Genomic DNA, 25,254 nt, shown 5'->3' with positions numbered 1-25,254 from the left:
TCACGCCATGCCCTTCATCAGTTCGGCTGCGGCCACCGCGCAGCTGCGGTTGCGGCTCACCCCGGCACGGCCGTGGACGGTGAACCAGGGGGTCTCCAGCTCGCACCCGCAGGCGTCGCCCGGCCGGAGGGAGGCGAGGTCGCCCATGAGAACGCTCTGCGCCGGTACCGAGGTGATGTAGGGCGACACGAGGTGCAGGTAGCCCGGCTCCCCGTACGGCAGCGGTTCGAGCGTGCGCGTGGAGCGGATCGTCACCCGGGACCAGACGGGGGCGTGCAGCCGGTGGTGGTCGCACTCGATGTACGGGATGCAGTGCTCCACCGACCCGAAGGTGTCCCGGATCCGCTCGCCCGGGATGCCGAGCTGCTCGGTGACGCGGGAGTACAGCTCCGCCTTGCCGATGCGCCGGTCGGCGTGGCCCTTCCAGCCGCCGCCGAGGACGACGAGGGAGCCCTCGGGCAGGCGCAGCGGAGGCAGCCCCATGGAGCGCATGCGCTCCAGGGTGAAGAAGAGGAAGGCCGGGAAGCCGAGGATGCGGACCGGGGCGTCCTCGCGCTCGAAGCGGCGCAGCGCGGCGATGCAGCCGAAGGGGTCGAACTCGTGGTCGCCGCCGGTGTTGCGCAGCGCGTACTCGACGCTGCGCGCGGGGGCGAAGTCGCACAGGTAGTTGTCGGTGAAGGCGGTCCCCAGGTTCAGGGACGGGGCCGGCTCGTAGCTGTAGAGGAGGTAGTTGACCTCCTGGTCGGGGGTGATCCAGCCGTTGCGCTCGAAGATCCTGGCGACCATGCGCTGGGCGGAGCGGATGGTCCAGTGGTCGAAGAACATCTGCGACTTCTGGCCGGTGGTGCCGGAGGAGGTCAGGTGCAGCTCGACGTCCTCGCACGGGATGGAGAGCACCTCGTGGCGCTTGAAGAAGTTCGCGTGGACGAGCGGCGTGCGGTACGGCTCGGCCGGCGCCGTGGCCTCGTACAGGGAGCGGAAGAACGGGGAGCGCTCGGAGTGCCAGGCGTTGGTCTCCGCCATGGCGGCGGCGAACAGCGTGTCCTCCGCGGGGCCGAAGGCGTACGGATCGGTCAGGTCGCACAGCTGCTGTACGTGCGGCAGGAGGGCCGGATCAGGTACGGAGACCGGTGCGAGATGGGGGTTCATGTGGTTCGTGGTGTTCACGGGATTCATGAGGCGACCTCGGGTGATGTGGGCAGGTGAGTCGACGCCCAGGCCGACGTGTAGCAGTCCAGATAGGGCTGGAGGGGCGGTTCGACGGCGACGCCGCGGAAGTCGATCCGCTCGCTGGACCGGGAGAGGACGGCGTAGTCATGGAAGCCCTCGCCGTCGGCGCGCATCGCCGGGTAGAGGGCCCCGGCGACGAACCCCTGGGCGAGGAAGGCCGAAAGGGCCTCCCGGTGTGCGAGCGGTACCAGAGCTTCGACGTAGCCGGCACCCGCCCGGGCGAGGGCCCTGGTGACGGGTTCGAGGTACGCGGCCGCGGCGGCCGGGCCGGGGTGGGCGGTCAGCAGGGAGGCGTACCCTCCGGCGCGGTTGAGGTAGGCGTAGACCTCGAACCGGCCGTCCTCCGGGGTGAGCAGCACGTTCGGGGTGTGCAGCGGGTAGAACCAGCCTTCGGCGCAGGGGAACCGCTCGCGGAACCGGCGGCGCACGAAGCCGGGCGCCTCGATCATCTCCAGTCGTTCGGCGGCCCCTTGCGGTGCGGGCGCCGGGAGCGGGCCGGCGGCGGCGCGGACCGCGGGGTAGCGGATGCCGAGGGCGGCCTCCGCGGTGCGCAGCAACGGCAGCAGCGGGGCGGGTACTTCGGTGACGGGGATGCGGCGGTCGAGCACGCCCTCGGAGTGACGCGCGTAGAGTGCGAGGCTTTCGCGGCTGCGGAGATCCACCGCATTGGGCAGGATGCCCAGCGGCCGGAAGCCGTTGCGCGCGACGACGCGCTGCGGTCCGGAACTGACGGTGCGTACGGTCGCGTAGACCGAGTCCAGCCGCCCCGTGTCCAGCATCCCGGCGCACAGCGACTCGGTCAGGGCGGCGGCCAGGCCCCCCGAGCGGTGCCCGGGGTGGACGGCGATGCCCTCCAGGCGGCCGATGCGGCTGCCCGGTTCACCGTGGATGGCGGCGGACGCGGTCAGGGCCCCGGTGCCGGCGCAGCGGCCGACGAGCCACAGGGAGTGCGGGTCCGCCATGAGCCGGGCCATCTCGGCCGGGTCGGTGCCGAGGGCCACCGGGTAGTGCGGCCCGTAGACGGCGTAGTAGAGCTGGCGCAGTTCGGCGATGTCCGCCGGGGTGGCCGGGGTGATGACGGGGTTCACCGGGTGCCTCCGACGGATTCCGTGCCGTGGCCCGCGTCCGTGTCCGTGTCCGCTCCAGAATCCGCATCCGCTGCGTCCGGTTCGGGCGTACGGGACCCGAGCAGGGCCAGCGCGAGGGCAGCGGGGACCAGGCCCGCCCCCTGCACCAGGCACAGCGTCCGGGGCGAGAGGAAATCGCCGGCGAAGCCGAACACGAGGGACGCCACCGGCAGCGAGGCGCCCAGTACGGCCTGCATCACGGCGAAGAAGCCGGGCTTGTCCGCCGTCGGAACCAGCCGCTGGAAGAGGGCCACGAAGCGGACGCTCACCGCCCCGGCGCACCATCCGGCCACGGCCAGGCAGCCCGCGACGACCGGACGGTGCGGGAGCAGCCCGGGCACCGCCAGCGCGAGGGCCATCAGGCCCAGGCACCAGGCGCCGGCGACCGTGGGCCGGCCCGGCACGCGGGTCCCGGTGAAGGCGCCGATGAGCGCGCCGGCACCCAGGGAGGCCTCCAGCAGCGCCACGGTGCCGCCACCGCCCTGGAGGACCGAGCGGGTGTAGAGGGGGATGACGACGAAGACGGCGGTGGTGAAGAGGTTCGCCGCGGTGAAGCAGACCAGGATCCGCCGTACGTAGGGCAGTTCGCCCAGGATCCGGCGGAGGCCGCGCCGCTGGGGCGCGTCTGCCGAGACCCCGTCGGCCACGGTGGCTTCGGTGGGTTCAGTGGCTCCGGTGGCTCCGGTGGGGCGGAAGCGGGCGCTCGCGATGAGCAGGGCCGCCCCGGCGTAGGCGGCCGCGCAGCCGACGGCCAGCCCGGCCACGCCCGCCCGGTCCACGGTCAGGGCGCCGAGCAGCGCTCCGCCGAGGCCGGCCAGGGACTGGGTGGACAACTCGAAGCCGGTGGCCGTCTCGATGTCGGCGTCGTCGACGAGTTCGGGCACCGAGGTGGTCAGGCAGGGGTCGAAGAAGGCCTGGCAGGTGGCCAGGGCGAGAGCGGCGGCGTACACGGCGGTGAGCGGCAGCCCGCCGCCGTACGCCCACAGCGCGAGGGCGCCGGAGGCGGCCCCAGCCAGGGTCGCGGCGGTCCGCAGCACCGAACGGTGGGCGAACCGGCCGACCGCCGCCGCCACGACGGGCGCCAGCGCCACGGCGGGCAGGGTGCAGGCCGCCATGAACAGCCCGGAGGCCAGACCGCGGGCGTCGTGCACGGCGTAGGCGACGATCCACCAGGACACGCCGACCTGGAACATGCGGACGGCGGCCTGGGTGAGGACCTGGCCGAGCCACACGGCGCCGAAGGCGCGGTTGCGCAGGATCAGCGGCGAACGACGGCCGCCGGCCGCGACCTCGCTCGTGACCTCCTCGGTCACGGGTGCGGCGGTCATGCGGTCGGCCTCTCGTCGAGGACCCGGACGAGCTTGCCCGAGCGCGGGTTGACGGCGAGGTCGCGGTGGCGTGCCCACTCCACCGAGAGCGGGTGCACGAACCCGGCGCGCACGCTCTCCGGATACAGCGGCCGTACGGCCTCCAGCTCCGCGACGACGGCCCCGGCCAGCTGCTCCCGGCCGTGGCCGGGGTCGCCGGGGGCCGTCGCCAGTCGCAGGACGAGCCCGTCGCGGCCGTCCCAGCGGCGGACGACGAGCTGCATGCCGACCACCTGCCCTGCGGTGTCCGCCGCGGTCACGGCGTCCTGGGCGTCCTGGGTGTAGAGGGAGACGGGGCCCACCCGGACGCCTTCCTCGGCGCGGCCGAGGATCCGGAAGTGCCCGGGGCCGGTGCCGGTCCACTCGGCCCGGTCGCCGGCGGGGTAGCGGATGATCGGCATGAGCCGGCGGAAGAGGCTGGTGACGACGACGCGGCCGGGCCGCCCCGGTTCGGTGACGGGCTCATCGGTGGAGTCGTCGAGGATCTCGACGACCGAGTGCGGGGTGAAGGCGCGGTGCACCCGTGCGTCGGGGCCGGGTACGGGGCGGCCGAGGAGGCCGGCGTCGACGCTGGCGTACCCGACGGAACGGGCCTCGGCGCGGGGGAACGCGGTGGCCAGCAGGCGCCGCTGGTCGTCGAAGAGCGCCTCACCGCCGAAGAGCAGCAGCTCGACGGAGTCGAGCCGGACACCCGTGGAGACGACCTGTTCGGCGAGCCGGCACAGGGTGGTGGGCGTGCCGGCCAGCACCTGGGCGGCGAGATCGCGCAGCGTGGGGATCGTCGTCTCCGGCGGCGCGCCGCCGCCGATCGGCAGACGGACGTTGTCGACGGGCGCGTGGGCGAGCGAGTCGAGGACGAACAGGAAGCTGGCGTACAGCTCCCCGGCGTAGAAGAGGTCCGCGACGCGGTGTCCCGGGCGCAGGCCCGTGTCCACAAGGCCCTGGCCGAAGGAGGTGACGAAGGTGCGCCACTCGTCGCGGGTGTAGACGGAGAACTTGGGGGAGCCTGTGGTGCCGCCGGTCTTGTAGACCGTGGCCTCGCTGAGCGGGCCGGTCAGCACGCGGCTGTCGTGAAGGGTGTTGGCCGCCCAGAACTCCTTCTGGTCGACCACCGGCAGGTCGGTGAGGCGGTCGGCGTGTGGCGGCAGGGACGCGTAGAGGTCCCGGTAGAAGGGTGAGTTGTGACGGGCGAAACGTATGAGGTCCGAGAGTTGCTGGGCGGACATGGGCCTTTGCCTTGGTGACGGATATGGGACGGGAGCCCCGGCGGCGCACGGCGAGAGCAAGAACTCGCCTGCGGCTTCGACCGGTGTGCACGGGGGACCCCCCGGCGCCCCCGCCTCCTCGACGCACGCCAAGAGCTGACGTGCTGTCACAATGATGAAACATCAGTGCGCTTGTCACCAAATTGGCCGAGGATTTCCGGACAGCGTGGCCGCATCCGGCAATATCTTCGACTCCTCGCCCGTCGGGCGGCGGCTGCGGCGAATCGCCGCCGGTCAGGTCAGCAGTGCGGCGGCCTGCCGGCGTGCCTCGTCGAGCCACGCCGCGCGTTGCTCTTCGTCCGAATCGGTGACGGTACGGAAGACGATCCGGCGCACCTCGGCAACTCCCACGTACGGCAGGACACATGCCGACCAGATGCTGTGCAGCGGATCGCCGAACTCGGCCTTCTCGCGATCGGCGGGAGTGTCGGAGGTGTTCAGGACGAGCGCCCTGCCTGCCTTCAGGAGTCCCGCCGGCTCGCCCTCCGCGGTGCCCAGTTTGTAGGCGACGCCGGGCGCGAGTACGCGCTGCACCCAGCCCGCGAGGACGGCGGGTGGCATGCCCCACCAGTTCGGGTGGACGAACACCATGGCGTCGAGCGTGGCCACCTCGGCCCGGTGGAGCTCCACCTGCGCATCGTGGGCCCGTGACGCCGACTCGACCGTCCCCGTCTCCTCGGCGGACAGCACCGGCGCGAACCCTTCGGCGCACAGATCGTGCGCCACCACCTGACAGTCCCGCCCGCGCAGCTCCTCCACCACCGCGTCGAACAGCGCGTGATTGAAGCTTCCCGACCGCGGATGTGCGAGATAGACACCTATGCGCATGGCTCTTCCCCCAGTCGACACGAGCCGCCCCTTCGGCTGGTCGTCATTATCCGGGAGCCACCGCTCAGCGGAACGGGCGCACCTGACGGGTCAGTGGCGCAAAGCCGAGTCCAACTGGTGGCGCAGCACGGCCAGTCGGCTGCGACCGGGCTCGCAGGCCGGCATCAGCCGCACCAGCGCGCGCACTTCCGGCGACGCGTGCCCGATCGCCCATCGCAGCTCCTCGTCGCCCGCGGCGGCGTCATCGCCGGCCGAGAGCTCGCGAGCGAGCGCGGCGTACATGGCCGGTCCGTGAATGTGCTTCGCCTGGTGAGGGGTGGCCAATGAGTGGATGTACGGGGCCGCTGCCGCGTAGCAGACGGCGCGCGCGGCGGCAGCGGCGACCGGATCGCCGACCTCGCCCGCGGCCTTGTGACTTGCCCAGGCGACCGAGCGCAGGCGTGCCGTCCTCTTCCCCGTGCGCGTGAAGGTCCGCAGGACCTCGATCGCCTCGCGCGGGCGGGTGTCATCGGGAGCCTTCGCCTCGAACAGCGGCAGTACCCGCTCGGCGCAATCGGCGGCCCAGAGGCCGAGGAGGCGGCGGTCTTCTTCGCTGATGGTCACCTGGTTCACCCGCACATCCTGCCGGTTCCGCCGCTGTCTGTCGTGGCTCACGGTCCGGGCAGCGGGCTGATCGGCCCCGAGCTGATCGGCTGCCCCCGGCGCGAAAACAGTAGCCATGTACATAGTGTCCATGTACTGTATTTTTCTGTGAGTTCACCAACTGAGGGCGGCACGCCGGGATTTCAGGTCTGGCGACTGTCGATGAAATGGCGGGTGGCCGTCGACCGTGCGGTCGCGCCGCTGGGACTGACCCATGCGCAGTACGCGTTGATGGCCTCGCTGTACGGCATGGGGCGCTCCGGGCTGCGGCCCAGCCAGCGGCAGCTCGCCGACCACACCGGGCTCGAACCGCTGTACGTGTCCAAACTCGCCCGTGCACTGGAGGCCGCCGGACTTCTCGCCCGCACCCGGGACCCCGACGACCCGCGGGCCGTGCAGCTGTCGCTCACCGAGCAGGGGCGCGACGTCGCACGCCGCGCGATCAAGGTGGTCCAGGGCCTGCTGGACCAGTTGCTGGAGCCGCTCGGCGGACAGGACAGCCCGCGGACGCGGCAGTTCACCCGCGAGCTGGCGACCCTGCTCGACGCACCTCTTGATCCGTACACCGAGAACGACGAGGAGCAACCATGACCACCACCGCACCCACCGTCCCCATCGCGGTCAACGCCCGTGTCATAGCCCTGGCGCACCACGCCGCGCGTGCCCTCCTGGAGGACGCGCTGGTCCGCCACGGCGCCACCTTCCACCAGAGCGTGACGCTCCGGACCGTCGCGTCCGCGGGCGAGTCCATCGGACGCGACGAGCTCGTCGGCGACGTCTGCGGTTTCCTGAAGACCGACGCGTCGGTCGTGCGCGCAGTGATCGAGGAGCTGACGGCCGGGAAGCTGCTCGAAGAGGATCCGGCGCAGGTGTCCCGGGTGCGGCTCACGGACGCCGGACGGGAGCTGTACGAGAGCATCGCGGCCGAGGGCGCCGAGATCGCCGCCCGGCTGTACGCCGGTATCCTGGCCGAGGACCTCGCCATCGCGGGCCGCGTGTTGACCCTGGTCACCGACCGCGCGAACGCCGAGCTGGCCGGAGCCTGAGCCCGAGGCCCGCGTCGGGAACCACGGACGCGCAGAGAGGTAATGCGGGGCCCGACGGTCTCGACGGGAACTGTCAGGCCCGCGCCGCCCCGCAGCCCGCCTCGCGGCGTACCTGCTTCACCTCGGTGGGTCCTCGCCCGTAAGGCCGTCGACGGATTCGCGGATGAGGTCGGCGTGACCTGCGTGGCGGGCGTACTCCTCGACAAGGTCCAGGAGGATGCGGCGGAGGTTCGGGCGTTCGCCGCCAGGGGTGGTGTAGGCGCCGAGTTGTTCCAGCCCGCCCGTGCCGAGTGCCTTGTCGACGATGGCACGGGAGCGGGCAACTGATTCCTGCCAGAGGGTGAGCAGTTGCCCAGGGGAGTCCTCGACAGCGGAGCGGTAGTCCCAGTCGGGGGCGCTGTCCCAGTCGACGGTGTCCCAGGGAGCGCCGACGGGAGAGCCGAGCCACAGGCGGGCGAAGTGGCTGTCCTCCACGTGCGCCAGGTGTTTGAGCAGACCGCCCAGAGTGATGCTGGATGCGCCGACCGTGGCGCGTAGGCCAAGATCGTCCAGGCCGGAGCACTTCCAGGCCAGCGTGGCCCGCTGGCGTTCCAGGGCGCCGAGGACGGCTGCCGCCTCGGTGCCGGCGAGTGGAGGTTCCGGCCATGCTTCGGTTGTCGTCTCCGTCATGGCCGCAGACCCTAGCGAACGGGACTGACAGTGCGGCGAGTCCGCAACACGTGCCGCGTTCATGGATCGGCCGGGGCTACGGGAGTTCCTTCCGCATCAACGCGCACATCGTTTCGTAGCGGCGCAACGATCCATCGGGGGCCTGCTCGTCCCACGCGTCCGGTTTCCGGCCGTAAGCGACGTAGCCCAGCCGCTCGTACAGTGCACGTGCCGATTTCGTCTCCTATCCCGTCTTCCGCACGTCCGACCCGGCGGCGGCCCTCGCCCTGGCGCGGCGGCTCCTCGCGCTGGGCGAGCGGGAGTACGCGCAGGTGTCCGTGGACGTGGAGCTCTGCACGGTCGTGGAGGTGCTGCGGCTGCGCCGGGCGCTGCCGGACGCCTGGTTCCGTACGGAGAACGACGCGATCTGGGCGAGGGTGGTCGACGAGGACGCGGACCTGCGAACCGATGGCCATGCGTCCGAACTCTCCGAGGATGCGGACGACCTCGCCCCCCTCCTCCCGATCGGGACGTTCATCCTGGACCAGCCCGTCGGCAGCGTCGAGGACCGGTTCACCGGCCTGGTGGGCGACAACCACGGCATGATCCGCTGGGAGCAGCTGATCTGGCCGGAGGTGCCGGAGCTCGGGTACGGCGGCAGGGTCGAGCACGACGGGGTGACCCTCGTCGAGGTCGGCCGGTCGGTCATCGGCCCGCCGTACCGCTGAAGGCCGCTGGGGAAGGGCCGCCCGGTCGACGTGCGAAGGGCTCCCGGGCGGACCTCCCTCCCCAGGCTGCCCTGTCGTCGGCCGGGGCGTCGTGAACACGGCCGTAGCCTGCGCCGAACGGGACACGTCACCCGGAGCAGGTGACACGACTGGTGATCACCACTGATCACGGTTTCAGTGGAGAGCGCGGGCGAGCCACAGTCCGCACCGGCTACCCGGACCCGGACCCGGATCCGCAGACCACTGACCCGACCCCGGTGACCGCATGGAGAACCCCGCAGGGACCGATTCACCCGTGCGTCCGCCGCACGGGAGCCCGCCGCCGTCCGGTGACCCGATGCTCACGGCACGATTCGCCGTTCCGGCCGTGCCGCAGCTCCTCGTGCCCCGGCCCGAGCTGCTGAAGCGCATGACGGCCGGGGCACGGGGGCCGCTCACCCTCGTCAACGGTCCGGCCGGTTCGGGCAAGACGGTGCTCGCCGCCCACTGGGCGGCCGGAGGGCTCGCGCCGCGTCCCCCCGTGTGGCTGACCGTCGAGCCGGGCGACGCTCCCGGCGCGCTCTGGGCGTACGTCCTGGAGGCCCTCCACCGGGGCGGGGTGGCGCTCCCGGCGGGCGTGGGCAGGCCCACGCGCGCCGAAGGAGTGACCCGGTCGTTCCTGGTCCGTCTGGCGGAGGGGCTGGCCGAGTCGGCGCAGCCCGCCGTCCTCGTGCTCGACCAGTTCGACACGGCCCAGCCGCCCGCGGCGGTGGCGGAGGGCCTGGACTTCGTGCTCCGGCATGCGGCCGGGGGCCTGCGCATCGTCCTCACCGGCCGCACGGACTCGCTCCTTCCGCTCCACCGCTACCGGGCGGCCGGCGAGATCACCGAGATCCGCCAGGCGGACCTCCGGTTCACCCACGAGGACGCCGAGGCGCTTCTGGGCGAGCACCGGCTGACGGTCTCCCAGGAGGGGATCAGGCTGCTGGTGGAGCGGACCGAGGGGTGGGCGGCAGGAGTGCGCCTGTGCGCCCTGGCCATGCAGCACAGCGCCGACCCCGAGATCTTCCTCCGCCAGTTCGCCGCCGACCGCACGATCATCGCCGACTACCTCCTGAAGGAGGTGCTCGACGCGCAACCGCCGCTCACGCAGGACCTGCTGCTGCGGGTCTGTGTCACGGACCGCATCCATCCGGACCTCGCGGACGCGCTGACCGGCCGCGACGACGGCGCCCGGACGCTCGCCGGGCTGGCCCGCGACAACGCGTTCCTGGAACGGATCGACGCATCGGCCTGGTACCGGCTGCATCCGCTGTTCGCCGAAGTGCTGCGGGCGCACCTCCGGCAGCGCCGCCCCGGCCTCGAAGCCCGGTTGCACGGGCAGGCGGCGCGCTGGCTGGCCCGCACCGGCCGGCTCACGGAAGCGGTCGTCCAGGGCGCGGCCGCCGGTGACTGGCAGTTCGCGGCGGCGCACGTGGTCGACAACCTGGCGATCGGACGACTCATCACCGGCCTGGAGGCGGACCAGCTGGGCCGGGCGTTCGCCGGCATGCCGGCCGACGGGACGGGTACGGCGCCCGCACTGGTCGGCGCGGCCTGCCGACTGGCCGAACAGGACCTCCCGGGATGCGAGGCCGGGCTCCGGCGGGTGGACGCGGACCCGGGCCCGGACTCCGGTCCGGCGGCGAGGCTGGCCCGCGCCTTCGTCGGCGTACTCGCAGGGCGGCTGGCGGACGACCTGACGGCCACCGAGCGGGCGGCGGCCGAAGTGGAGCGTGTGCTCCCGGAGCTGCCGCCGCACCTCCTCGCCGAGCGCCCCGAGATCCGCGCCCTGGTGCTGGCGGGTCTCGGCGCGGCCGAGCTCGGCGCCGGACACCCCGATCGCGCGGTGTCCGTCCTCACCTCCGCCGTCGACGCGTGCGGCAAGCCCGGTACGGAGTACCCGCTCTGCGACGCGCTCGGCTCACTGGCCCTGGCCGAGCTGATGCGCGGCCGACTGCGGCAGGCGGTCGCGCACGCCCGCGCCTCGCTCGCCGCGGCCGAGCAGTATGCCCTGCCGACCGGACGCCGGACCGGTGCCGGCCACCTCGCCCTCGCAGGCGTGGCCGTGCAGCAGGACGACCTGGCGGCCGCCCGCTGCCACCTCGACCTGGCGGGCTCGGAGGCGGGGCCCCGTCCGGAGCCCGTGGCCGCGGTCCTGGCCGCTATGACCGGCGCCGCGCTCGCGGCGGCCGAGGGCGACGCCGAGGCCGCGCTCGCCGCGCTCCGCGCGCTGCGGTCGGCAGCGGCGCCGGTACGGCTGCACTCCTGGGCGGTGGCCGGACTGGCCGTGGCCGAGTCGGCCGCACAGCTGGCACGGGGTGACGCCGTCGCGGCCCTCCAGGTCCTGGACTCAGTGGAAGGCGCAGAGGGCGAGGACGGCGACCGGCCGGAGCAGGTGCTGGCCCGGGCCCGGGCCCTGCTGGCCGCCGGCCACGGGGACCGTGCGGCGGAGGTCCTCGCGGGCATGCCGGCGGACGACGGCGTTGCGGCGCCGGCACGGGCACGGGCGCGCCTCCTCCAGGCGGAGATCGCCGCGGCCGACGGCGACCCCGAGGAGGCCCGGCGGCGGCTCGGGGAGGCGCTGGGGCTCGCCCGGCCCGAGGCGCTGCGCCGGATGTTCACGGAGAGCGGCCCCTGGGTGCGCCGGATCCTGCGCCGGGACCCGCAGCTGGCCCGGCTGCACGGCTGGCTGTACCCCCGCACCCCCGTACGTGCGCCGGCGCCGACGGCCGGCGGGCAGCAGCCGCCCGTGGTGGAGCCGCTGAGCGGGCGGGAGACCGAGGTGCTGCGCAAGGCCGCCGAGCTGCTGTCCACCGAGGAGATCGCGGCCGAGCTGTACCTGTCGGCCAACACGGTCAAGACCCACCTGAAGAGCATCTACCGCAAGCTCTCCGTCACCCGGCGCAGCGAGGCCGTCCACCGGGCCCAGGACCTCGGGATGCTGTGACGCCGGGCTCGGCGGCAGCGGGCGCGCCCGGCCTTCTCGCCCGTACCGGGCGATGCCGAGCCGCCGGGCGAGGACCGACGATGGGAGCGAAGGCCAGGAGCGGGCCGGGCACCGTCCCAGTCCCACCCCCCGACGCCTTCGTTCCGAGAGGAGTGAGTGCTCTCATGCGCTACGAATTCCGCGTCTCGGGCGTCGTGCCGGACACGCTCGCCGCGAACTTCCCCGAGCTCGCCCGCATCCCCGTCCGGGAGCAGACCCTCCTGCACGGCAGCGTGGCCGACGAGGCCCACCTGTACGGGCTGCTCACGCGCTTCCAGTCCCTGGGCCTGCGGGTCCTCGAAATGCGCCAGCTGCCGGCCTGACTCTGCACGCGCTCCCGGGGGAGCGAAGACCACCCGCTTCGGGTGATCACAAGAACCCGTCCGCCGGACGACACTGCGATATGGGCGCCGATGCCTGCGACCCGGCCGAGCCGGAGCAGGACGGTCCGGCGCCGTACCGCCATCTGTGAGGTGAATTCCATGGGTCAGCCGACACCGACCGGGGGGAACTGGAACACCGGCCCTGCGCCGGGCAACGCGCCGCTGTTCCCCGGCAGCCAGAACGATAGTGCGGGGAGCACGGGCACGCTGTTCGCCGCGGTCCTCCTCCTCGTGACCGGTTGCCTTGCGATCTTCCAGGGCATCGCGGCCATCGCCAATGACGACGTCTACGCGCGCATCGGCAACTACGTCTTCGAATTCGACCTGACGGCATGGGGCTGGATCCATCTCGTCCTCGGCATCATCGTCGTGCTCACCGGAGTGGGCCTGATCGCCGGCTCGAACGTGGCCCGGGGCGCGGGTATCGCCCTCGCCAGCATCAGCGTGATCCTCAACTTCATGTGGCTGCCGTACCAGCCCTGGTGGTCCATCATCATCATCGCGATCGACGTGTTCATCATCTGGGCCCTGTGCACGAGTTGGAAGCACTCGACCGCGCCGGAGTGAGACACGGGCACGCGCCACCTCAGGGCACGGCCCCGCCGCCACGGCGGCGGGGCCCGGCGCGCCTCAGCGACCTTCCTCCGGAGGGGTCGCGGGGCGCGCCAGTTCGTCGTGGAGGAGCCGGCCGAGCAGCGCGCCGCCGAACACGACGACGCCCACGCCGACCAGCCAGGACTGGATGACCAGGACCGTGCCGAAGGGCCCGTACGTGACGGCGCTGGAAGCGATCAGCGGTGAGAAGACCAGGCGGGAGAAGACCCGGAGCCCGAACAGCCCGAGCATGGTGGCCACCGCTCCGGGCAGCAGGGCGGTCCAGGGGATCCGGCCGGCGAGCAGCAGCCGCTGGGACCACCAGAAGAACAGGGTGCCGATCGCGACGGTGACGAAGCCGCGGGCAGGGGAGGCGCGCCACGGCGGGGAGATCGCCGAGAGGTAGAGGGCGCCGATCAGTACGGCGAGCCACACGACGTGCCGCCACCTGGCCCACCAGCGGGCCGGGGGCAGGCCCCAGAGCTTCTCGTAGCCGCTCTGCAGCAGCGTGCCGAAGGACAGCCCGAACACGGTGAGCAGGGCGAGGCCGAACGCCGTCGTGGTCCGCCACACCTGGCCGGGCAGGGCGAAGAGCTGCTTGATCTCCACCATGGCGGGTGCCGACACGCCGATCCCGTCACCGAGCCACTGCGCGAAGCCCTGCCCGCCGGTGGCGTCCGCAGCGGATACGACGACGAGCAGGGGGACCAGGGTCAGGAACCCGAGGGCGGCGAATCCCAGTGAGCGCTGCCACAGTTGCAGCTCCCGAACGTGCCCCCAGCGGCGGCCGGCCCGCACCCGGCGGATCGTACTGCCCAGCCGGCCGGGCAACGACGGCCGTCCGGGCCCCTCGGATCCGCTCATGGCCATGGCCGCTCCAGCTGGTGCTTTTCCCACGGTAGGACGTCCCGGCCGGGGACTCCAGCCGTGCGGCAGCACGGATCCGGGCAGCGCCCCGCGGTGCGCCCGCCGCATCGCGGCGGTCAGGCGCCGGCCACGTTCCTCGCGAGGGCGTCCACCACATCGCTCAGCCTCCCGCGGCGCCCGTGGGCCGCGCGCTGTCCGGCGGCGCCGCCTCCCGCGGTGCGCAGCCGGTCGAGCAGGGTGTCGACGAGGAGCAGGTCGTCCGAGGCGCGGAGCCCGGGTGCGGCCCGTTCGCGCAGCCGGTCGACCAGGTCCCAGGCCGGAAGGCGCGCCCCGCCGAACGGATCCAGTCCGTCACCGTCCAGGCCGTGCAGGGCCGCGAGCCGGTGAGCCTCCCGCAGCCTTCCGCACTCGACACACGGAGCCGGTCGGCCCTCGTCGATCTCCGGCCGGACGGTGGCGGCGAGCCCCCGCACGAGCACCGCCAGCAGGACGACGGTGTCGAGATCGGAGTTCACGTCGGCGACACGGACCTCGAGCGTCGGCACGTGTTCGGAGGGCCGGGCGTACCAATAGATCATCCGTCGGTCCAGGAGGGCTCCGCACCCTACGAGGGCCTCGGCGATGCGCTCGTAGGACCCTTCGTCCAGGACGGGGGCGGGCCCCACCGTGGGCCAGCGAGCGTGCTCGACCGCCCGCCAGCTCGCGTACCCGGTGTCCCGGCCGCGGTCGAAGGGGGAGTTGGCGGCGAGCGCCTGCAGGACCGGCAGCCAGGGGCGGATCCGGTTGGAGAGCTCCAGGGCCTGGGCCCGGTCCTCCACGCCGATGTGCACGTGGCAGCCGCACACCAGCTGGTCGCGGGCCCCGACGGCCGACGGGAAGCGGGTGGCGATCCTCTGGTAGCGGTCGTCGGGCGTGATGGTCAGCGGATGCTCCGGAGGGATCACCGGTGTTCCCGAGGCCAGGAGCAGGCACTGCTCGCCGTCCGCGGCCTTCCCGAGCTCCCGTCGCAGGTCGGCCAGGTCGGCGCCCAGGTCGGCCGCGCTCGCCGTCGGCCTGGTGCACACCTCGACCTGCGCGGTGAAGAACTCCGGCTGGACCAGCGCGCCCAGCCTGCGCGCCGCGGCCGCGATGACGAGCGGTCCCCGGCCCACCGGGGCCCGGCTGCGGCGGTCCACGAGGATGAACTCCTCCTCCACCCCCATGGTCAGCCGGCCGGAGGTGCTGCACGGTGTTCCTGACGAGCGCATGGCCTGCATACCCGCGGTTATGGCGATTTCGGCTGGAACGGGAAGTAGTCCGTGTGCCGGCTGGAAGGGATCACCGAATAGCTGGCCTCCGGCAGCTCGTTCCAGACGCCGGGCAGGTCACCCAGGGGCTCCGAGACCACGATCCGCGTCTCGTCGGAGACCTCGCGGAGGTAGTCCAGTTCCGGATAGAGGTGGCGTACGGTGTCGGCCCTGCTGCTGTAGTACAGCGACCGGGACCGGCCCTGGCTGGAATACCTGAATGCCCAGACCCGCTCGCCGTCGCTCACCGCGATCGTCATCTGCAGCGGATTCGGCACCCCGTGCTGCCTTCCGAGGTCCTCGACCAGGCCCGCCATGCGGGCGACGGCGCCCGGGACGTCCTGGTCGAGGCCGAAGGTGACCGCCAGGTAGAACATCACCTCGGAGTCCGTGGAGCCCTCGATGGACGGGAAGAGCGCCGGGTCGACGGCCATGCAGAGGTCCCGTTGCAGCCGGTGGAAGTCCGTGACCGCGCCGTTGTGCATCCACAGCCAGCGACCGTGACGGAACGGGTGGCAGTTGGTCTGCTGGATCGCCGAGCCCGTCGAGGCGCGGACGTGCGCGAAGAACAGGCTGGAGCGCACGTGAGCGGCCAGCTCCCGCAGGTTGCGGTTGTTCCAGGCGGGGCCGATGTCACGGAAGACCGCCGGCGTGCCGTCGTCGTTCCCGCTGTACCAGCCGATGCCGAAACCGTCGCCGTTGGTCGACTCGACGCCCATCCGCGAGCGGAGGCTCTGGTTGATCAGCGAGTGTTCCGGCCGGTAGAGCACGGCGTCGAGCAGCATCGGCGAACCCAGGTACGCGAGCCAGCGACACATGCCACATCTCCTTCTCGGCCTCCTCCGAGCCTAATGCCGCACGTGTCGCGGTTCGCGCCGGCGAACCGCCGATGGGGCAGGACGCGACCCGCACGGGCGCGGACGCGGGCAGGAGCGTTCCGCGCGCATCCGGCTACGGATGGTGGCGTAAGGGTGATGCCGGGGGGTCGGCGGCGGCGTCGGCATGCGAGCGGCGGCTCCAGTGCCCAGGATGGGTGGGATCCGCCCCCGTGCCCTTAGGAGCCCCTGATGCTGGAGCGCAAGCTGCGCAAGGACCGTACCCAGGTGACCTTCGTCCTCCCCGCGGACAGCCCTGCCGGGACGGTGAGTGTGGTGGGCGACTTCAACGATTGGCAGCCCGGGGTCCACACCCTGCGGCCGCGCAAGGACGGCAAGCGTGCGGTCACCGTCGAGCTGCCCAACGAGAGCACCCACTGCTTCCGCTACCTGGCGGCCGGTGACTACTGGTTCAACGACGAGAGCGCGGGAGACCAGGAAGGCCCCAACAGCCGTCTGCACACCTGACCGGATCGGTCAGGAATCGAGAAGCAACGGCGGGGGAGCGGCGCCTAGCGTGACGGGTATGACTTCCATCGAATCCGTCACCCTCGAGGTGGCCGACCTCACGGCCGCCGACCGCTTCTACACCGCCCTCGGCCTGGGCACGCAGGTGCGCCTGCGTGCCTCGGAGGCGCCCACGACCGGCTTCCGCGGGTTCTCGCTGTCGCTCACCGTGGCCCAGCCGGCCGACGTCAACGCCTACGTCGGCGCCGCCCTCGACGCCGGCGCGACGACGCTCAAGCCCGCCTCGAAGTCGTTCTGGGGCTACGGCGGCGTCGTACGCGCCCCGGACGGGACGATCCTGAAGCTCGCGAGCTCGGAGAAGAAGGACACCGGCCCGGCCACCCGGGAGATCTGGCAGCTCGTCCTCCTGCTGGGAGTCGCGGACATGGCCGAGAGCAGGAAGTTCTACGTCGGCCAGGGCCTCGTGGTGGCGAAGAGCTACGGCCGCAAGTACGTCGAGTTCGCCGCCGGCCGGGGTCCCCTCAAGCTGGCGCTGTACGGGCGCCGCGCCCTCGCCAAGGACGTCGGCGTCCCCGCCGACGGCACCGGATCGCACCGTCTCGTCCTCGGCGGCGGTGCCGGGGCCTTCACCGACCCGGACGGGTACGCCTGGGAGGCCGTGGCGACCCCGGCGGCCGCCGCCTGATCCGTCACCGACCCGGGTGGCGGACGCCGGACGGATCACCCGCCGTCGTGCGGGTATTCGTTGGCCTGCGTACGTCCCGGCTGCTTGGATGCGGGCATGAACAGTGCCCTTCCGCCCGGTTATGAAATCTCCACCGCCCCCGAGCGCCTCGATCACGCGCTGATACACCAGTGGCTGTCGCAGGACGCGTACTGGGCCCTCGGCCGGCCCCGGGAGAAGCAGGACCTGGCCATTGCCGAGTCCCTGAACTTCGGCGTCTACGACAGTGCGTCCGGTGCGCAGGCAGGCTACGCCCGGGTGGTCACCGACCTGAGCACCTTCGCCTGGCTCTGCGACGTCTACATCGATCCCACCGTACGCGGCAAGGGCCTGGGCACTGCCCTGGTGAGTGCCGTCAAGGACCACCTCGCACCCTACGGGCTGCGCCGGATCCTGCTGGCCACCGCAGACGCCCACGCGGTCTACGCCGAAGTGGGTTTCGCACCGCTGGGAGCGCCCGAGAAGTGGATGGTGCTCGGCGAGCAGTGAGCGCCGTCGCCCTGTCGCGCTACTCCCGCTCCCACACCTTGGCGAGGGCCTCCAGGTAGTCGTCCTGGCCGTCGGCGATGCTGTTGACCTCCAGGACGAGCAGCATGCTGCTGGAGACGCGCACGCAGATCTTGTCGTCGACGCCCCAGTCGGCGTCCTCCACGAGGGTTCCGTAGTCGGAGGTCCACTTCTCCGCGAGGCAGTCGCTGTGCACGTGGGAATCCGCGTCCTTGAGCAGCAGGATGTCGTCCCCGGCGAGGTCCCAGTTCTTGTGCAGGTCGACGTCGAAGCCGTCCCCCGTCTTCGCGTTCCTGAAGTCGGAGGCGTCGATGCCGTACCCGGTGGGCAGACGGATCTCCGCTTCGTCCGCCATGAACCAGCCGTCGAACGGGTCGGTGGTCTCCGGGGCGGGCTCCTCGGGCGTCGTCGCGCTCTCGCCGGGCTCCGGTGTCGTCCCCGTGGGCGAGGGGGTGTCGGTCGGAGTCTCCGTGGGAGTGTCGGCAGGAGTGTCGCCGTTGTCGTCCTGGGACACGTAGGGCGGGTCCGGATCCCTTCCGTGCTGAGCCGTCGTATACGCCAGGGCGCCGATCGCGGCGGCCACCACCACGGCAGCGGCGGCAAGGAAGGGTGCCTTCCGGATCCGCACGCGGGCCGTGGACCCCGTCCTGTCTGCCCCGGCCGCTCCGGCTGCCTCGGGTGCCTCAGGTGGGGTCGAACGGTCGGCGAGGGCCGCGGCCGAGGGGTCCACCCGTGTCGGCTCGTGCCCTGCGGGAGCGGCCTTCAGCGACGGGTCGGAGTCCGCCGCCAGCGCCGAAGAGGCACGCGCGAGCAGGCTGTGCGCGACGGCGGGCGGCAGCCAGCCGGATCCGACGGGACGGGTCATGTCGGCCCCGTCAGCCCCGTCCGTCGCGTGGACACCGTCCGTCCCGGCCGAGAGCTCTGCGCGCAGGACCTCCAGGGAAGGCCGGCCCGCCGGGTCCTTGGCCAGGCAACGCCGGACGAGGTCCAGCAGGACGCCCGAAAGGGCTTCCAGGCGCGGCTCGGAATGCACGACCCGGTAGAGCAGCGCCGGAGTGGCGCCGTCCCCGAACGGGCTTTCGCCGCTGAGGGTGAAGGCCAGCACGGCCCCGAACGAGAACACGTCGGAGGCGGTACCGACGGCGGCCCCGGAGGCCTGCTCCGGTGACATGAAGCCGGGGGACCCGACGGTCATTCCGGTCCTGGTCAGGGCGCTCGCCTCGGTGGCCCGCGAGATGCCGAAGTCGATCACTCGGGGCCCGTCGGGGCCCAGCAGTACGTTGGAGGGCTTCAGATCACGGTGCACCAGCCCGGCTGCGTGCACGGCCGAGAGCGCCGCCGCCAGCCCGCGGGCCAGGGCGAGGGCCGAGGCCTCGGGGAAGGGCCCGTGCTCGGCCACCGCCTCGGCGAGCGACATCCCGGGTACGAACACCGTGCTGAGCCACGGCGTCGGGTCGTCCACTCCGGCGGCGAGGACCTGTGCGGTGAACCTCCCGTCCACCGCCCGCGCGGCGGCGACCTCGCGGGCGAACCGCCGCCTGAACTCCGGATCCCGGGCCAGCTCCGGATGCACCACCTTCACGGCCACGCTCCGCCCGCCGGGCGTCCGGGCCAGGTAGACCCGCCCCATGCCGCCGCTGCCGAGCCGTGCCACGACGTGGTAAGGCCCCACTCGCGCCGGATCACCTGGTACCAATGCGTCCACTCGGCCCCCCGCGTCGTGCCCGAACCCGGCCGGATTCTAGTGGCGCGAACATGGTCATGTACGGCGTTTTCCGTACCTGCGGAACACGGTCCGAGACCCGGTGGGTACACCAACCGGCCTTGCTGCACTCCCTGTTGGACGGGAGGCCTGATTGCGGGTCAATTTAGGGAAGGCTAGCCTAAGTCTGTGATTGCTGCCGCCGTCCCCCGTCTGCCGCTGCAAGGTGCGGACGATCTCCCGCTACTGGTCCGCAGGGCTCGCCTGCAGGACGCCCGCGCCCTGCACTCGCTCTCGCTGGCCTTCGTCCGCTCCGGCGCCCTACGGGCCCGCACCATCGACCACTATCTGGCGCACGCCGGGGAGTTCATCCTCGCGACCGGCCGCGGCCGCACTCCCGTCCGGGGCTGCGTCGCCCTGAGCGACGAGGGGAACGGGGCCGCCGTGCTCTACAACTTCTGCGTCGCCCGGGGAAGTCAGGGGCGGGGACTGGGTGCCGCCCTGCTGCGGGCCGCCTTCGCCGAGGCGAGGCGCCGCTCGATGCGGGAGGTCTTCACCGCGACGACCAGCGGCGCGGACCTCTTCCGGCGGTACGGCTTCGCGCCGACCGCCCGGGGACGCGCTCCCGCCGCCTGGGCGCGGGCGCTGGACCCCGCGCGCGGGTCCCAGGTGCTGTCCCGGCGCCTCTGAACCGTACGCGCGCACACGGCAGAGTCGGGCCGGAGCGGGTGCTCCGGCCCGGCCCTCCTGTCGTTCAGCGGGGGAGGCGGTCCTCCGGCGGCGGGCCGTCGGGTACCACCGTGGTGCCGGCGCGCTCGTCCGCGAAGGCGTCCCGGACCAGGGCGTGCGGCACCCTGCCGTCGAGTACGTGCGCCATCCGGACCCCGGAGCGCACCGCTCGCAGGCAGCCCTCCATCTTCGGCAGCATGCCGCCGGCGATCGAAGGCAGCAGTTTCTCCAACTCGCCCGCGGTGAGCCGGCCGATGATCCGCGTGCTGTGCGGCCAGTCCGCGTAGAGCCCCGCGACGTCGGTGAGCATCACGAGCTTCTCCGCGTCCAGTGCCTGGGCGAGCGCTGCGGCCGCGAGGTCCGCGTTGATGTTGTAGACGTTTGCGTCCTCCGCTCCCCGGGCGATGGGGGAGAGCACCGGGATGCGCCCCCGCTCGAGCAGGCCACGTACCGTGTCGGGGTCGACGTGCACGATGTCGCCCACCAGCCCGATGTCCACCTCCGAGCCGTCCACCAGGGCCGGCCGCCGGACGGCGGACAGTGTGCGCGCGTCCTCGCCGGTCATTCCGACGGCGAGGGCTCCGTGGTGGTTGATGTGGCCGACGATGTCCCGTTGGACCTGTCCGGCCAGCACCATCCGGACGACTTCCATCACCTCGGGGGTCGTCACCCGCAGTCCGGCGGCGAACCGGACCTCCAGGGCGAGCCGTTCGAGCATCGCACTGATCTGGGGGCCGCCTCCGTGCACGACGACCGGCCGGAGCCCTGCGCGGCGCAGGGCGACCACGTCGTGGGCGAAGGACGCCTTGAGCCCTTCGCTCACCATGGCGTTTCCGCCGAACTTCACGACGACCGTGCGGCCTTGATATCGCTCCAGCCGGGGCAGGGCCTCGTCGAGTGTGCGCGCCTGCGGCGCCGCGGGCCCGCTCACCGGGCCGGGGGTGGTGTCGTCATCGGGCTTCCAGTTCGTCGATGAGGGTTGCGGTGGTGCGTACGACGGCGCCTCGGGCGGCCGTCCAGCGAAGGGCGAGCGCGTGCTCCTCCGCGGAGGTGTCCGCCACCGCGTCGGCGACGACGAACGGCTGGATGTCGTTCATGAAGGCGTCCGCCGCGGTGAGCAGTACGCCGGAGTGGGCGAACACACCGCACAGGATCAGCTGGTCGCGGCCCGTGGTGCGCAGGATGCGCTCCAAGTGGCTGCGCAGGAAGGCGTTGTGCCGCGCGTTGGTGATCACGTGCTCGCCCCGGTGCGGGGTCAGCTCGCCGGTGATCGCCACATCGCGGTCCGGTGTGGTCGGTCCGGACTCCATCTCGGCCACGAGGCCGCGCTGTTCGGGGCGTTGGGCCGGGGGTTCCGCGCTGAAGACGACGGGGAGGTCCAGCCGGCGTGCGGACCGGCGAAGAGCGGCGATGTTGCCGATCAGGTCGACGAGGGGCGAGCGGTTCCGGGGGAAGGGGTGGAGCAGGTGGTTCTGCATGTTGTGTATGAGCAGGGCGGCCCGGTCGGGGTCGATGGACCACGGCGCCGCGGAATGGGGCACGACGTCCCGGGTGGGCATGGGGTAGGGGTCGATGGTCGCAGGGCCCACGGCTGGATCTCCTCGTTACCGGCGCTTCGCGGGGCGCCGGTGGTGAACGGCGCGCGCAGCTCGACGAGGGCTGGAGGATGCCCCGACCCTCATCCATCGCTTAACTTAGCCTAACCTAACTCGATTGCTCGAAGGGGTGGGAAGCACCGCCCGTCCGGTCGGCGCGCGCTCGCGCACTCAGTCCCGGCGCGTGATGCGCCCGCTCAACCCGCCTGTGAAGCTGTCCGGTTGGCATCCCGGTGAAAGGAGGGGGTCGTCGAGCTGCACGATCCGGTATCCGGGGTGGCGGCCCGCGCCCTTGGGGAGCCTGCGCCGCTGGTTCGCGCCCGCTTTCGCCGACCGAGCCCGCTGGGCCGCCGCGATCAGGGCCCCGACCGGCGGAGCTTCGGTGCGCAGGCGGTTGAATCCGCGGACGGAGATCCCGACGAGGGTCGCGGCGGCCGGCCAGGCCGCGCCCTTGCGGATCGCGTTCAGCATCAGCTGGAGCGCGGCGGGGGTGGGCGCCGCCCCCGGTCTCAGTCCGTGCGCCTCGGCCAGTGCGTGAGCGGCGCGGAGCGCCTCGGCGAAGCTGGCGTCGATGTCCAGCCACTCGCGCAGGGTGCGCTCGGGGAGGCCGGCCGCGGCGGCGCAGCCGGGGATGGTCAGTCCCTGGGCGGCCCCGCGGAGGGCGTCGGCCATCCGGGCGATCGTTTCCTCGCGCTGGCTGGGCGTGCGGCGCAACGCGTCGCGCAGTGCCCGGTCCATTTCCTCTTGGGAACTCATCCAGGCCAATACCTCGTCGGCCCACTCGTCCTGCTGCGCCTGGTCTCGCGCCTTCTCCTGCATCCCCACACCCCCAATTTAGGTAAGCCTAACCTCAGAATGTGTGAGGAGGGAGGCGTGTGGCTGCAATCGGGCCATCGCCCGGCCCGCGAGGACAGCCGCAAGGCGACACGGGGGAGGGCGGGTTGTGCCACCCTGCGAGCTCGCTGATGCGCTCTCGTCGGAGACGATGGCCCGGTGGGCCGAGCCGAGCGCGTTGCTCCGGTTGGTCGGCACCTCGGGCGCGCGATACCCGGTCGAGGCCGGCACGGAGGCGGCCGCCGGGTCGCGGAACGCGTCGCCGCAGGGGGCGCCCGGCCTGGCGGGCGCCCCCGTACGCCCTCAGCTGCTGCGGTGGAACACGACCTCCGGGTCGGCCGCCGTCGGACCGTCCAGGCGCGGCGCCGCCATCCCGCGCAGGTGCAGGTCGAAGAAGTCGCCGACGTACGCCCGTGTGATCTGCTGGGACCGGGTGCCCGAGAGGGGTGTCTCCGGGTGCGGGTACCCCGCCTGGTCGCCGAGCACCGGCCAGTCGGTGAAGGCGGGATGCCCCGCTCCGGTGACCGTCAGCCAGCGCTTCCAGCCGTCCAGCCGGGGCCAGTTGTCCTCCCAGGAGGTGTCGGGGAAGTCGGGCGGCAGCAGGGCCGGATCGCCGGCGAGCATCAGGAAGGGGCGTCCGCCGAGGCCGCCCTGGGGTATCGCGGTGAAGAAGGTGCCGTCCATGTTGACCCCGGCGTCAACGCGCGGATCCGCGGCCATCGTGGCCGAGGCCGCCGCTCCGCCGATGGAGTGGCCGGCCATGCCGATGTGCCGGGAGTCGATCAGCCACGAGTACCGCCATGCGGGGTGCGGGCCCGTGAGTCGGTCCAGGAGGAAGGAGACGTCGCGGGCCCGGCCGTCGGAAACCCGGTGCAGCGACCCGTCGGGGAACACCTGCGCGCACGCCGTGCAGGAGAGGAGCCGCCCGCCGGGGAAGACGGTGCCGTCCGACTCGTACGCGTGGTCCACGGAGGCCACGACGTAACCACGGCTGGCGAGTTCCTCGGCCAGGGTGGTCAGTGAGGCGCGTGGCATGGTGAAGCCGGGGGAGAGCACGATCAGCGGGTAGCGGTGTACCGCGGGCCGCGGCAGCGCGTCCGAGCGTGCATGGGTGCGGGTCCCCGCGACCTGCTCGGGCGTGACGTACTCGCCCAGTTGCCCCCGGTCGGTCAGCAGCGCCTTGACCTCGGGAACGGCCATGTAGGGAGCGGGAGTTCCGGTGCGGGCGAGCGCCGGATAGTACAGCGACAGCAGTAACTCCCGGTCGGCCGTGGGCACCCACGGGTCCTTGCGTTCCCGGTCCACCAGGTGGAGGGTGTCGCGTCCCACGCTGAAGGCGCCGGTGGGCCGCGGGAGTTCAAGCCGGGAGGCGCCTGCCGGGGCGGTCGCGGCGACGGCGGGAGTCGCGAGCGTGCCGGGTGCGGCGAGGGCCAGTCCGGCCGCCATCGCCGTCAGCACGCGGATGATCTTTTTCATGCCCACACCTTAAGGCATTTTTAGGCAAGGCTTACCTAAGTCTACCTGCATGTCGTGAAGTTGGGCGGTCCCCGGAGTGCACGGCCCGGGCAGCCGGTCGGCGCATCAGCGCCCTGGGCTGCCCGGGCCTCCTTGCGGCAGGGGCGGCCGCGGGCGTCAGCCGTCCAGCGAGCCGAAGAAGGTGCGGACGTCGAGGACGAACGCCTCCGGCTGCTCCAGCGACAGGAAGTTGCCGCCGCGCTCCAACTCGGTCCAGTGGGTGACGTTGTGGTCGCGCTCGGCGAAGCGGCGGATGGCGATGTCGGTGTGCAGGGCGACGGCCACACCGGTCGGGACGGTGCCGCGCGGCTTCGGGGCCCAGGCGCTCGGGTCGTGGCCCGACTCGTAGTACAGGTTCGCCGAGGAGCCCGCCGTGCCGCTGAACCAGTAGACGCTGACATTGGCCAGAAGGCGGTCCCGCCCGACGGCGTCCTCGGGGAGCTCGGCGGCCGGGTCGGTCCACTCCTTGAACTTCTCGGTGATCCAGGCGAGTTGACCGACCGGTGAGTCGTGCAGCCCGTAGGCGAGGGTCTGGGGGCGCGTGGACTGGATGGCGTTGAAGCCCATCTTGTCCTGCTGGAAGTTCTCCAGCCGGGCCAGCCGCTCCTGCTCGGACGCGGTCAGCCCGTCGAATTCGGCCGGGTCGCCGGAGGGGAAGGTGATCAGGCCGTTGACGTGCACGCCGACGACCCGGTCGGGTGCCTGCCGGCCCATCTCGGCGGCGATCCAGGCGCCACCGCCCGTTCCCTGGACGCCGTAGGAGCCGTATCCGAGCCTGCTCATGAGCTCGACGAACGCGCCGGCGATGCGCCCGGTGTTCCATCCCGCCTCGCCGAGCGGGCCGGAGAAGCCCGTGCCGGGGGTCGAGGTCACGATGACGTGGAAGTCCTCCGTCAGCGGCCGGATGACATCGGCGAACTGCACGAAAGAACAGGGCCAGTCGTGCAGCAGAAGCAGCGGGACCGCATCCGGGCGCTGCGAACGGACGTGCAGGAAATGGACGTTCTGGCTGTCGATCTCGGTGGTGAACTGGGGGAACTCGTTGAGCTCCGCCTCCGCCTTGCGCCAGTCGAAACCGTCGGCCCAGTACGCGGCCAGGGCCTTGAGGTAGTCGGTGGGCACGCCCCGGCTCCAGCCGGCTCCGGGGATCTCGCTGCCCCAGCGGGTACGTGCCAGCCGATCGCGCAGGTCGTCGAGCTCGACCTGCGGGACCTCGATACGGAAGGGGTGGATCCGGGCGTCGGTGTTGCTGCTGGTCTCCATGGGTAAGACAGTATTCTCGATATA

General features: G+C 72.3%; 26 protein-coding genes and 1 pseudogene. 10 read left to right on the top strand and 17 right to left on the bottom strand.

All coding sequences use genetic code 11. The features are described 5' to 3' along the window. The 6 genes from OG472_RS04200 to OG472_RS04175 all read right to left on the bottom strand — a co-directional run bounded on the left by OG472_RS04200 (window position 1) and on the right by OG472_RS04175 (window position 6,537). On the bottom strand, window positions 1-1,149 hold the full coding sequence (locus tag OG472_RS04200; RefSeq protein ID WP_405943138.1) for an acyl-protein synthase: 1,149 nt from the start codon (window positions 1,147-1,149) through the stop codon (window positions 1-3). A 23-nt stretch (window positions 1,150-1,172) separates the two neighbouring features. After that, window positions 1,173-2,318 carry a GNAT family N-acetyltransferase gene (locus OG472_RS04195; RefSeq protein ID WP_405940905.1) on the bottom strand — a complete coding sequence of 382 codons (1,146 nt, stop codon included), beginning with the start codon at window positions 2,316-2,318 and terminating at the stop codon, window positions 1,173-1,175. Then, a complete protein-coding gene (locus OG472_RS04190; RefSeq protein WP_405940904.1) occupies window positions 2,315-3,685 on the bottom strand; it encodes an MFS transporter in 1,371 nt (456 codons plus the stop codon). Before OG472_RS04190 ends, OG472_RS04195 begins: the two co-directional genes overlap by 4 nt. Next, a complete protein-coding gene (locus OG472_RS04185) occupies window positions 3,682-4,950 on the bottom strand; it encodes a phenylacetate--CoA ligase family protein (protein ID WP_405940903.1) in 1,269 nt (422 codons plus the stop codon). The genes OG472_RS04190 and OG472_RS04185 overlap by 4 nt, the downstream gene beginning before the upstream one ends. A 273-nt stretch (window positions 4,951-5,223) precedes the next feature. Beyond that, the gene (locus tag OG472_RS04180; protein ID WP_405940902.1) at window positions 5,224-5,817 is read right to left on the bottom strand and encodes an NAD(P)H-dependent oxidoreductase; all 594 of its coding nucleotides are present in this window, start codon (window positions 5,815-5,817) and stop codon (window positions 5,224-5,226) included. A 90-nt stretch (window positions 5,818-5,907) separates the two neighbouring features. Further along, on the bottom strand, window positions 5,908-6,537 hold the full coding sequence (locus tag OG472_RS04175; RefSeq protein ID WP_405940901.1) for a putative immunity protein: 630 nt from the start codon (window positions 6,535-6,537) through the stop codon (window positions 5,908-5,910). A 30-nt stretch (window positions 6,538-6,567) separates the two neighbouring features. Here OG472_RS04175 and OG472_RS04170 point away from each other — a divergent pair, with 30 nt between their 5' ends. Then, window positions 6,568-7,050 carry a MarR family winged helix-turn-helix transcriptional regulator gene (locus tag OG472_RS04170; RefSeq protein ID WP_405827823.1) on the top strand — a complete coding sequence of 161 codons (483 nt, stop codon included), beginning with the start codon at window positions 6,568-6,570 and terminating at the stop codon, window positions 7,048-7,050. Beyond that, window positions 7,047-7,505 carry a MarR family transcriptional regulator gene (locus OG472_RS04165; protein ID WP_405940900.1) on the top strand — a complete coding sequence of 153 codons (459 nt, stop codon included), beginning with the start codon at window positions 7,047-7,049 and terminating at the stop codon, window positions 7,503-7,505. Before OG472_RS04170 ends, OG472_RS04165 begins: the two co-directional genes overlap by 4 nt. 117 nt (window positions 7,506-7,622) lie before the next feature. Here OG472_RS04165 and OG472_RS04160 read toward each other — a convergent pair whose 3' ends face one another. Further along, window positions 7,623-8,174: a DinB family protein gene (locus OG472_RS04160; RefSeq protein ID WP_405940899.1), complete on the bottom strand. Its 552-nt coding sequence runs from the start codon at window positions 8,172-8,174 to the stop codon at window positions 7,623-7,625. A 76-nt stretch (window positions 8,175-8,250) separates the two neighbouring features. After that, window positions 8,251-8,385, bottom strand: a pseudogene (locus OG472_RS04155) (GNAT family N-acetyltransferase); the annotation flags it as partial. Window positions 8,386-8,485: 100 nt separating this feature from the next. Between OG472_RS04155 and OG472_RS04150 the strand changes: the two are divergent. The 4 genes from OG472_RS04150 to OG472_RS04135 all read left to right on the top strand — a co-directional run bounded on the left by OG472_RS04150 (window position 8,486) and on the right by OG472_RS04135 (window position 12,838). Further along, on the top strand, window positions 8,486-8,881 hold the full coding sequence (locus OG472_RS04150; protein ID WP_405940898.1) for a hypothetical protein: 396 nt from the start codon (window positions 8,486-8,488) through the stop codon (window positions 8,879-8,881). A 337-nt stretch (window positions 8,882-9,218) separates the two neighbouring features. Beyond that, window positions 9,219-11,849 (top strand): LuxR C-terminal-related transcriptional regulator, encoded by a 2,631-nt coding sequence (locus OG472_RS04145; RefSeq protein WP_405940897.1) that lies wholly within the window; start codon window positions 9,219-9,221, stop codon window positions 11,847-11,849. Window positions 11,850-12,013: 164 nt separating this feature from the next. Next, the gene (locus OG472_RS04140; protein ID WP_327412007.1) at window positions 12,014-12,211 is read left to right on the top strand and encodes a hypothetical protein; all 198 of its coding nucleotides are present in this window, start codon (window positions 12,014-12,016) and stop codon (window positions 12,209-12,211) included. Window positions 12,212-12,370: 159 nt separating this feature from the next. Beyond that, entirely contained in the window at window positions 12,371-12,838 is a 468-nt protein-coding gene (locus tag OG472_RS04135; RefSeq protein WP_405940896.1) for a hypothetical protein, read from the top strand. A gap of 63 nt (window positions 12,839-12,901) precedes the next feature. Here the strand turns inward: OG472_RS04135 and OG472_RS04130 are convergent, their stop codons facing one another. From OG472_RS04130 to OG472_RS04120, 3 genes are all read right to left on the bottom strand, one after another. Then, window positions 12,902-13,729: a ribonuclease BN gene (locus OG472_RS04130; protein ID WP_401602781.1), complete on the bottom strand. Its 828-nt coding sequence runs from the start codon at window positions 13,727-13,729 to the stop codon at window positions 12,902-12,904. A 119-nt stretch (window positions 13,730-13,848) separates the two neighbouring features. Further along, window positions 13,849-14,988 (bottom strand): glutamate--cysteine ligase, encoded by a 1,140-nt coding sequence (locus OG472_RS04125; RefSeq protein WP_405940895.1) that lies wholly within the window; start codon window positions 14,986-14,988, stop codon window positions 13,849-13,851. An 8-nt stretch (window positions 14,989-14,996) separates the two neighbouring features. After that, on the bottom strand, window positions 14,997-15,836 hold the full coding sequence (locus OG472_RS04120; protein ID WP_401602778.1) for a class II glutamine amidotransferase: 840 nt from the start codon (window positions 15,834-15,836) through the stop codon (window positions 14,997-14,999). A 249-nt stretch (window positions 15,837-16,085) separates the two neighbouring features. On the opposite strand from OG472_RS04120, the gene OG472_RS04115 reads away from it, so the two are divergent. From OG472_RS04115 to OG472_RS04105, 3 genes are all read left to right on the top strand, one after another. Next, entirely contained in the window at window positions 16,086-16,361 is a 276-nt protein-coding gene (locus tag OG472_RS04115; protein ID WP_327412004.1) for an isoamylase early set domain-containing protein, read from the top strand. A 58-nt stretch (window positions 16,362-16,419) separates the two neighbouring features. Beyond that, complete coding sequence (locus OG472_RS04110; protein ID WP_405940894.1) at window positions 16,420-17,046, top strand: glyoxalase; 627 nt, start codon at window positions 16,420-16,422, stop codon at window positions 17,044-17,046. Window positions 17,047-17,142: 96 nt separating this feature from the next. Next, entirely contained in the window at window positions 17,143-17,574 is a 432-nt protein-coding gene (locus OG472_RS04105; protein WP_405827808.1) for a GNAT family N-acetyltransferase, read from the top strand. A 19-nt stretch (window positions 17,575-17,593) separates the two neighbouring features. Here OG472_RS04105 and OG472_RS04100 read toward each other — a convergent pair whose 3' ends face one another. Next, window positions 17,594-19,264 (bottom strand): serine/threonine protein kinase, encoded by a 1,671-nt coding sequence (locus tag OG472_RS04100; protein WP_405940893.1) that lies wholly within the window; start codon window positions 19,262-19,264, stop codon window positions 17,594-17,596. Window positions 19,265-19,483: 219 nt separating this feature from the next. Here OG472_RS04100 and OG472_RS04095 point away from each other — a divergent pair, with 219 nt between their 5' ends. Further along, entirely contained in the window at window positions 19,484-19,984 is a 501-nt protein-coding gene (locus OG472_RS04095; protein WP_405940892.1) for a GNAT family N-acetyltransferase, read from the top strand. Window positions 19,985-20,048: 64 nt separating this feature from the next. Here OG472_RS04095 and argB read toward each other — a convergent pair whose 3' ends face one another. From argB to OG472_RS04070, 5 genes are all read right to left on the bottom strand, one after another. After that, window positions 20,049-20,954, bottom strand: coding sequence for an acetylglutamate kinase (gene argB, locus OG472_RS04090; RefSeq protein ID WP_405827802.1), 906 nt, complete (start codon window positions 20,952-20,954; stop codon window positions 20,049-20,051). A 19-nt stretch (window positions 20,955-20,973) separates the two neighbouring features. Then, window positions 20,974-21,612 carry an isochorismatase family protein gene (locus OG472_RS04085; RefSeq protein ID WP_405827801.1) on the bottom strand — a complete coding sequence of 213 codons (639 nt, stop codon included), beginning with the start codon at window positions 21,610-21,612 and terminating at the stop codon, window positions 20,974-20,976. 177 nt (window positions 21,613-21,789) lie between these two features. Next, complete coding sequence (locus OG472_RS04080) at window positions 21,790-22,443, bottom strand: hypothetical protein (protein ID WP_405940891.1); 654 nt, start codon at window positions 22,441-22,443, stop codon at window positions 21,790-21,792. A gap of 312 nt (window positions 22,444-22,755) precedes the next feature. Continuing rightward, entirely contained in the window at window positions 22,756-23,928 is a 1,173-nt protein-coding gene (locus tag OG472_RS04075; RefSeq protein WP_405940890.1) for an alpha/beta hydrolase family protein, read from the bottom strand. Between the two features lie 156 nt (window positions 23,929-24,084). Beyond that, window positions 24,085-25,230: an epoxide hydrolase family protein gene (locus tag OG472_RS04070; protein ID WP_405827795.1), complete on the bottom strand. Its 1,146-nt coding sequence runs from the start codon at window positions 25,228-25,230 to the stop codon at window positions 24,085-24,087. Window positions 25,231-25,254: the final 24 nt, after the last annotated feature.

Origin of the sequence: Streptomyces sp. NBC_00207 (genome assembly GCF_045160965.1) — a bacterium.
GTDB lineage: Bacteria > Actinomycetota > Actinomycetes > Streptomycetales > Streptomycetaceae > Streptomyces.
The sequence above is the reverse complement of the archived record's forward strand: the minus strand, read 5'-3'. Positions and strand labels throughout refer to the sequence as shown.